General features: G+C 77.5%; 2 protein-coding genes and 1 pseudogene. 1 reads left to right on the top strand and 2 read right to left on the bottom strand.

Features of this window, described 5'->3' with window-relative positions; genetic code table 11:
• Window positions 1-67: 67 nt before the first annotated feature.
• Both JZ5iCDA_RS16760 and JZ5iCDA_RS16755 read right to left on the bottom strand, forming a co-directional pair.
• Window positions 68-682 (bottom strand): DUF5998 family protein, encoded by a 615-nt coding sequence (locus JZ5iCDA_RS16760; protein WP_436967420.1) that lies wholly within the window; start codon window positions 680-682, stop codon window positions 68-70.
• Window positions 683-761: 79 nt separating this feature from the next.
• A pseudogene (locus tag JZ5iCDA_RS16755) lies at window positions 762-2,417 on the bottom strand (acetate--CoA ligase family protein); the annotation flags it as partial.
• On the opposite strand from JZ5iCDA_RS16755, the gene JZ5iCDA_RS18595 reads away from it, so the two are divergent.
• Window positions 2,374-2,546, top strand: a 173-nt coding sequence (locus JZ5iCDA_RS18595) for a hypothetical protein (RefSeq protein ID WP_139123197.1), incomplete at its 3' end; no start/stop codon positions are given. The pseudogene JZ5iCDA_RS16755 and the gene JZ5iCDA_RS18595 overlap by 44 nt on opposite strands.

Here is a 2,546-nt window from a genome sequence, read left to right as displayed (position 1 = left end):
TCCGGGGCGAGCAGGTCCGCGGGCAGGTCGACGGCCGCACCCGCCGCGGCCCGCGGCGGCACGGCCGTCACGAGGTGCGCTGCGCCGTCGCCCGCGACAGGGCCCTGGCGAAGTCGACGGCGGCGGCCACCGCGGCCCGGCCCTCGGCCTCGGCGCTCACGCGGACCACGACGTCGTCGGGGGTGATCTGGCCGGTGAGACCGTGGTCCGCCTCGCAGGCCGGGTCGGCGCAGCCGGCGGGCTCGAGGTCGACGCGCGAGACGGCGCCCCAGCCGAGGGCGAGCGTCACCTCGAGCGGCGGGGTGCCGGTGCGGTGCCTCTGCGGGTCCGCCACGACGTGGGTGAGCGACACGGACCGCACCTCCGCGAGCGGCACCGACTCCGTCGTCGCCGCGGCCGAGGCCGACGGGTTCTCGCTGTCCGCCGGGTGGTCGTCCACGTGCGCCGTGACGAGCCGCGTCGGCGTGAGCACGAGGACGGTGAGGTGGCGCCGCACCTCCGACGCGTCGAACGTCGTCTCGGGCAGCACCAGGTGGGAGACGATCTCCTCGCCCGCGACCGCGACGTCGAGGACGTCCGCGACGAGCTCCGGGTAGTAGCCGGCACGGTGGAGCTGGGCGGTCAGGTCGGTCCAGGCGTCGGGGGCCGCGTGCGGCGCGGCGTCGGAGGTCGTGGAGGGCACCCGCGCATTCTCCCACCCGCCGGGAGGCCGGGGCCAGCCCGCGACACGCGGTGCGGTCGCCGTCGCGCGGCGACGTGGCTCAGCCCGGGAGCGCGCGCCGCAGCGCGTCGGCGCGCTGGGCGTCGCCCAGGCGGACGCGCGCGCTGAGCACGGCCGCCCCGTGCTCGGACACGACGACGGGGTGCAGCTCGAGGCTGCGCACCTCGGGCAGGTCGTCGGCGAGCACGGACACGCGCGCGAGCACGTCCTCGAGCGCGGCCGTGGCGACGGCGGGCGCGCCCATGTAGCCGAAGAGGCGCGGGGCGGCCCGCACGGACCGGACCATCGCCGCGACGTCGACGTCGGTGAGCGGCGGCACGCCGTACGCGACGTCGTCGAGGAGGTCGACGGCGTCGCCGGCGAGCCCGAACGAGACGACGGGCCCGAAGAGCGGGTCCTCGGTGGAGCGGACGACGCACGCGACGCCCGCGTCGGCCATGGCCTGCACCTCGAACGGCGCGTCCGCCGCGCTCGGCACGACGGCGGCCAGCGACGCGCGCATCTGCTCCACGTCGGCGCGCAGCTCCGCCTCGTCGGCGATGACGAGGCGCACCCCCCCGAGGTCGGCGCGGTGGCGCAGGGCCGCGGCGGTGCTCTTGAGCGCGACCGGCCAGCCGATCTCGTGCGCCGCGGCGACGGCCTCGTCCGCCGTCCGCACGCGGCGCGCGGGCCACACGCGCACCCCGTAGCACGCGAGGAGCTCGGCGGCCGCCTCGGGCTCGAGGTCCGTCTCCGGGGACCCCGCGAGCGCTCGCTCGACGAGCGCACGGGCCCGCACGGTGTCGACGCCGGCCGGCCGCACGGGCGCACCGTGGTCGGTCTCGCGCCAGCGGGCGTAGCGCACGACGGCCCCGAGCGCCGCGACGGCGTCCTCGGGCGTCGAGTACGCGGGCACCCGGGACGTGGCCGGCGCGGCGCCGTCCTGCGGCGCGTGCGGGTCGGGCGCGGACAGCTCGTCGGGCAGGCCGTGGAGCCCGAGCATGCTCGCCACCGTCGTGCGGCCCGTGCGGGCCGCGGCGCGGGCGACCGCCTGCGAGACGTCGGCGCGCCGCGGCCGCACGGTCGGCACCTGGACCACGACGACGACGTCGCACGCGTCGGGCGCGTAGACGGCCTCCACCGCCTCGGCGACGCGCTCGGCCGAGGCGTCCTCGCTGACGAAGTCGGTGTGGGAGACGACGAGGTCCGCGGAGACGGCGGCCTCGGCCACGAGCGCGGCGAGGGACGCCGAGCTCGCGAGGACCCCCACGCGCCGCCCCGCGGGCAGCGGCTGGTGCGCGAGGAGCTGCGCGATGTCGATCATGTGGTGCGTGTTCTCGGCCCGGATGACGCCGGACTGGCGGAGCATCTCCTCGAGCGTGCGGCGCGGCGCCTGCGTCGAGCGCACGGCGTGCCCCGGCGGCACGACGTGCCCCGACCGGCCGGCCGTGACCACGACGACCGGCTTGACGGACGCGAGGCGGCGCGCGATGCGCGAGAACTTGCGCGGGTTGCCGATGGACTCGAGGTACAGGCACACGACCTGCGTCGCCGGGTCGTCCTGCCAGTACTGCATGAGGTCGTTGCCCGACACGTCCGCGCGGTGGCCGGCGGACAGGAACGTCGAGAGGCCGAGGCCGCGGCGCGCGGTCGTCGCGAGCAGCGTGACGGCCATGGGCGCGGACTGGCAGAACAGCCCGACGACGCCCGGCGCGGGCACGATCGTCCGTCTCGAGCAGCTCTACCCGCTCGACGTCGAGGGCATCCGCGCCGAGATCGCGAAGTACGGCGACGCGGACGTCGTGTGGGTGCAGGACGAGCCGGAGAACCAGGGCGCCTGGTCCTT

The sequence above is a fragment of the Cellulosimicrobium cellulans genome (genome assembly GCF_001722485.1).
Taxonomy (GTDB): Bacteria; Actinomycetota; Actinomycetes; order Actinomycetales; family Cellulomonadaceae; genus Cellulosimicrobium; species Cellulosimicrobium cellulans_A.
Note: the sequence above shows the minus strand (reverse complement) of the source record. Positions and strands in the feature narration are given on the sequence as shown.